A 4,964-nucleotide genomic window follows, 5' to 3' on the forward strand; every position below is an offset into this window, starting at 1 on the left:
GGGTGTGGATCGGGGCCGGGGTCGTGGCGCTGGGGGCGTACGGGTTCGTGGCGACGTTCCAGCCGGACGCGCACTTCGGGCGGATCCTCGCCGCGTACGGGGGGATCTTCGTCGCCGGGTCGATCGCCTGGGGGATGGTCGCGGACGGCTACCGGCCCGACCGCTGGGACGTCACGGGCGCGTTGATCTGCCTCGCGGGCATGGCCGTGATCATGTACGCGCCGCGCGGTGGGTGACGGCCGGCGGCTGCCGTCCGTGCCCGTTGCCGTCTGGGTCGGCTGTGCCTGTCGCCGCCTATGACGACTGTGCCAACTCCTCAGGCAGCAGGCCGAGTTGGTCCAGGAAGTCCAGCTGGTCGAAGTAGAGCCGGTAGCTGGTGATCTGGCCGTCCCGGACGGTGGCGAAGTCCACGCCGCGCATCCTGACGTTCCGGTGGGTGGCGGGGATGGAGGTTCCGTCGGGGAACGCCAGCGGGCCGGTGTTCGTGCCGCTGAAGATGCCCTCGTCGATGGCGGTGTCACCGACCTCGAAGGACGCCAGCGACTCGTACCTCGCCTCGGGCATGGCGTCCGTCATCTGCTGCCAGTAGTCGGCGATGGCGTCCCGGCCGTGGAGCTCTCCACCGTCGGGGGTGTGGGCGACCGCGTCCTCCGCGAAGAGGTTCGCGACGGTCTTGGGGTCCTGGTGTGTGGTGAGCGCCTCGGTGAGCTGGTCCATCAGCTCGCGCGCCTGTCCCATGATCCACCTCCTGTACCGGGGATCACCTCTCCCATTGTCCCACCGCACGCCTATCCTGGCCGGGCAGGACCGACGTTCGATTCGTACCGCCTCAGGAGCAGCTCATGGCCACCGCCGTACCGTCCGCCGCCTCCCGCATCGCCGTCGTCACCGGTGCGAGCAGCGGGATCGGCGCCGCCACGGCCCGGCAGCTCGCCGCGGCCGGGTACCGGGTGGTGCTCACCGCGCGGCGCAAGGACCGGATCGAGGCGTTGGCCGAGGAGATCAACAAGGGTGGCGGGCAGGCCACGGCGTACGCCCTGGACGTCACGGACCGCGCGGCGGTGGACGAGTTCGCGAGCGCGTTCAGGACGATCGGTGTGCTGGTCAACAACGCGGGTGGCGCGCTCGGCGCCGACCCGGTGGCCACCGGCGATCCGGCCGACTGGCGCACGATGTACGAGACGAACGTCATCGGCACGCTCCATGTCACCCAGGCCCTGCTGCCCGCGCTGACCGCGAGCGGTGACGGCACGGTGGTCGTGGTGTCGTCGACGGCCGGGCACGGGACGTACGAGGGCGGCGCGGGCTATGTCGCCGCCAAGCACGGCGCGCACGTCCTCGCGGAGACGCTGCGGCTGGAGATCGTCGGGACGCCGGTGCGGGTGATCGAGGTCGCGCCCGGCATGGTGAAGACGGACGAGTTCGCGCTGACCCGCTTCGGCGGCGACAAGGAGAAGGCCGAGAGCGTCTACCAGGGCGTCGCCGAGCCCCTGACCGCAGACGACGTCGCCGACACGATCACCTGGGCGGTCACCCGGCCCAGCCATGTGAACGTCGATCTCCTCGTCCTGCGCCCGCGCGCGCAGGCCTCCAACACCAAGGTGCACCGGGAGCTGTGAGCGCGGACGAGGAGCTGACGCCCGAGAAGCGCCGGCTCGCCGAGGAGAAGAAGAACGAGCGGTACGTGTGGTGGTACCTCGCGTACTTCCTCTTCGGCATCCACATCGTCGCCTTCGTGATGATCTACGCGGTCATGCACGCGAATTGACATGCTCCTCGCCCTGAAGGGCGGGGATTCTGGCCTTCCTCGACTGGTTGCCGTGCCGCTACGCGGCACGGTTTCCGGTCGGGTATCCGTGGCTTCCTGTTTCTTCGCGCTGTGCCAGAACGAGTTCTGGTCCTACCGGCGCTCCGCAGGCCGATGCCGCCAGTCCGGCGGCCGTCTTCACGTTGATCGCGGCGTTGATGTCCCGGTCGTGGACCGCGCCGCAGGCGCCACACGTCCATTCCCGCACGTTCAGGGGTTTGGGCCCGTCCACCGCGCCGCAGGTGGAGCAGGTCTGGGAGGTCGGGGTGAACCGGCCGATCGTGATCAGGGTGCGTCCGTACCGTTGCGCCTTGTACTTCAGCATGCTGGTGAACGCGGACCATCCGGCGTCGTGAACGGACTTGGCCAGCCTGGTGCGTGCCAGTCCCGCCACCGACAGGCCCTCCACGGCGATCCCTTGGTTCTCGGAGATCAGCCGGGTGGAGAGCTGGTGGTGGAACTCACGGCGTGCGTCGGCGACCTTGGCGTGCGCGTGGGCGACCTTCAGGCGGGCCTTGGCCCGGTTCTTTGATCCCTTCTGTTTGCGGGACAGCTCGCGCTGGGCCTTCTTCAGCTTCTTCTCCGCCCGGCGCAGGAAGCGCGGGGAGTCGATCTTCGTGCCGTCGGACAGGACGGCGATGGGGGTCCCCCCGGACGGAGTCTGGGGGAGCGTCAGGCCGAGGTCAATGCCGATCATCTGGTCGGACTCGGGCATCCGGGCGGCGTCGGTGGCGGGGTCGGTGTCGATGACGAAGGACGCGAAATACCGGCCGGCCGCGTCCCTCACGACGGTGACCGAGGTGGGGGTGGCGGGCAGCGTGCGGGACCACTGCACCTTCACCGCCCCGATCTTCGGCAGGTTCAGCCGGCCGCTGCCGGTGACGTTCCAGCGGGCGTTGGCGGTGAACCGGATGGACTGCCGGTTGTCCTTGCGGGACTTGAAGCGGGGCGGACCGATCTTGGGGCCCTTGCGGGTGCCCTTGAGGGAGGCGAAGAAGCCCCGGCACGCGCTCTCGGCATCCCGCAGGGACTGCTGCAGGACGACCGCGGAGACCTCGCCCAGCCAGGAGCGTTCCGCTGTCCGCTTCGCCTCGGTGACCAGCCTCCTCGACAGCTCTCCGGCCGTGGGGAACGGCTGCCCGGCCCGGCGGGCTTCCTCGCGGGCACGCACCGCGTCGTTGAACACGACACGGGCACACCCGAACGCCCTGGCCAAAGCGGTGCGCTGACCGGCATCCGGGTAGAGCCTGAACGCGTACCGGAGCTGTATGACGATCACATTAGGGAGGTCGCACACGCGTCACCAGGGAGAACGTGCGAACGAATCGTCACCCTGCCCCTCTCGCCCTCCCATCCCACCGCACTGTCCGGCTCCGCCGGAACAATGCCGCGACGCTCCGCGTCACCGTCATCAGATCCGCTTCACCCCCGACCTGAAGGCCGGAGCACTGCGAATGAATCCTGGTAGCCCGTGCGGGCCGGGCCGGGGCGGCCCGGCCGATCGCGCGGCGGAGCCTCAGGAATAAGGAGAGCGGGGCCCTCGTTCACGGGTATAGTTGAATCGTAAACAACCTGGAGAGGGTGGCAGCGATGATGCAGTTCGGGATCTTCAGCGTCGGTGACGTGACGCCGGACCCCACCACGGGCCGGACGCCGACCGAGCGTGAGCGCATCAAGGCGATGGTCGCGATCGCGCTGAAGGCGGAGGAGGTCGGCCTCGACGTCTTCGCCACCGGTGAGCACCACAACCCGCCCTTCGTGCCGTCGTCGCCGACCACGATGCTCGGCTACGTCGCCGCGCGCACCGAGAAGCTGATCCTCTCCACCTCCACGACGCTCATCACCACCAACGACCCGGTGAAGATCGCCGAGGACTTCGCGATGCTCCAGCACCTCGCCGACGGCCGGGTGGACCTGATGATGGGGCGCGGGAACACCGGCCCGGTCTACCCGTGGTTCGGGCAGGACATCCGGCAGGGCATCAACCTCGCCGTCGAGAACTACGCGCTGCTGCGCCGGCTGTGGCGCGAGGACGTGGTCACCTGGGAGGGCAAGTTCCGCACGCCGCTCCAGGGGTTCACCTCCACGCCCCGTCCGCTGGACGGCGTACCGCCGTTCGTCTGGCACGGCTCGATCCGCTCGCCCGAGATCGCCGAGCAGGCCGCGTACTACGGCGACGGCTTCTTCCACAACAACATCTTCTGGCCGGCCGAGCACACCCAGCGCATGGTCGAGCTGTACCGGCAGCGGTACGCCCACTACGGGCACGGCACGCCCGAACAGGCGATCGTCGGCCTCGGCGGGCACATCTTCATGCGGAAGAACTCGCAGGACGCGGTACGGGAGTTCCGGCCGTACTTCGACGTCGCGCCGGTCTACGGCAACGGGCCCTCCCTGGAGGACTTCGCCGACCAGACGCCGCTCACCGTCGGCTCGCCGCAGCAGGTGATCGAGAAGACGCTGGCGTTCCGCGAGTACGCCGGTGACTACCAGCGGCAGTTGTTCCTGATCGACCACGCGGGGCTGCCGCTGAAGACCGTCCTGGAGCAGCTCGACATGCTCGGCGAGGAGGTCGTGCCGGTGCTGCGGGAGGAGTTCGCGAAGGGGCGGCCGGCGGACGTGCCGGACGCGCCGACCCACGGGTCGCTGCTGGCCGCGGAGAGCAAGGGCGCGGAAGGCAAGGGCGCGGAGAAGAAGGAGAGTGTGTCGTGAAGCTCGTCGTCGTCTCGGCGGGGCTGAGTGTGCCCTCGTCCACGCGGCTGCTGGGCGACCGGCTCGCCGCCGCCGTGGTCGGGCAGGACGCGTCGGTCGAGGTCCAGGTCGTCGAACTGCGGGACCTCGCGGTCGAGATCGCGCACCACCTCACGAACGGGTTCCCCGGTCGCAGGCTCGCCACCGCGTTGGACGCGGTGGCGGGGGCCGACGGGCTCGTGGTGGTGACGCCGGTGTTCTCGGCGTCGTACAGCGGGCTGTTCAAGTCCTTCTTCGATGTGCTGGACCGGGACGCGCTGGCCGGGAAGCCGGTGCTGATCGCCGCGACCGGGGGGTCGGCCCGGCATTCGTTGGTGCTGGAGCATGCGCTGCGGCCGCTGTTCGCGTACCTGCGGGCCGTTGTGGTGCCTACGGGGGTGTACGCCGCGTCGGAGGACTGGGGGGC

7 protein-coding genes are annotated in these 4,964 nt (G+C 69.6%); 5 read left to right on the forward strand and 2 right to left on the reverse strand.

The window, feature by feature from the left end; all coding sequences use genetic code 11:
* The coding region (locus P1P70_RS40560) for a YnfA family protein (protein WP_319142344.1) at positions 1–236 on the forward strand (236 nt) is incomplete at its 5' end.
* A 58-nt stretch (positions 237–294) separates the two neighbouring features.
* Here the strand turns inward: P1P70_RS40560 and P1P70_RS40565 are convergent.
* Positions 295–738: an ester cyclase gene (locus tag P1P70_RS40565; RefSeq protein WP_319246880.1), complete on the reverse strand. Its 444-nt coding sequence runs from the start codon at positions 736–738 to the stop codon at positions 295–297.
* Positions 739–842: 104 nt separating this feature from the next.
* On the opposite strand from P1P70_RS40565, the gene P1P70_RS40570 reads away from it, so the two are divergent.
* Positions 843–1,619, forward strand: a complete 777-nt coding sequence (locus P1P70_RS40570) for an SDR family NAD(P)-dependent oxidoreductase (protein WP_319246882.1) — start codon at positions 843–845, stop codon at positions 1,617–1,619.
* Positions 1,616–1,768 carry a hypothetical protein gene (locus P1P70_RS40575; RefSeq protein ID WP_319246884.1) on the forward strand — a complete coding sequence of 51 codons (153 nt, stop codon included), beginning with the start codon at positions 1,616–1,618 and terminating at the stop codon, positions 1,766–1,768. Before P1P70_RS40570 ends, P1P70_RS40575 begins: the two co-directional genes overlap by 4 nt.
* 58 nt (positions 1,769–1,826) lie before the next feature.
* Here the strand turns inward: P1P70_RS40575 and P1P70_RS40580 are convergent, their stop codons facing one another.
* Positions 1,827–3,077 (reverse strand): RNA-guided endonuclease TnpB family protein, encoded by a 1,251-nt coding sequence (locus tag P1P70_RS40580; protein WP_319246888.1) that lies wholly within the window; start codon positions 3,075–3,077, stop codon positions 1,827–1,829.
* Between the two features lie 323 nt (positions 3,078–3,400).
* Here P1P70_RS40580 and P1P70_RS40585 point away from each other — a divergent pair, with 323 nt between their 5' ends.
* A complete protein-coding gene (locus P1P70_RS40585; RefSeq protein WP_319246890.1) occupies positions 3,401–4,519 on the forward strand; it encodes an LLM class flavin-dependent oxidoreductase in 1,119 nt (372 codons plus the stop codon).
* Positions 4,516–4,964 (forward strand): CE1759 family FMN reductase (locus tag P1P70_RS40590; protein ID WP_319246886.1); only part of this gene is annotated, 449 nt, incomplete at its 3' end. The genes P1P70_RS40585 and P1P70_RS40590, both read left to right, overlap by 4 nt.

Origin of the sequence: Streptomyces sp. MB09-02B, from assembly GCF_033794485.1 — a bacterium.
Lineage (GTDB): Bacteria > Actinomycetota > Actinomycetes > Streptomycetales > Streptomycetaceae > Streptomyces.

Bases quoted from the DNA above. Each gene is read 5' to 3' on its own strand.
- P1P70_RS40565 (WP_319246880.1), bottom strand. From the start codon at position 738: ATGGGACAGGCGCGCGAGCTGATGGACCAGCTCACCGAGGCGCTCACC.
- P1P70_RS40570 (WP_319246882.1), top strand. From the start codon at position 843: ATGGCCACCGCCGTACCGTCCGCCGCCTCCCGCATCGCCGTCGTCACC.
- P1P70_RS40585 (WP_319246890.1), top strand. From the start codon at position 3,401: ATGCAGTTCGGGATCTTCAGCGTCGGTGACGTGACGCCGGACCCCACC.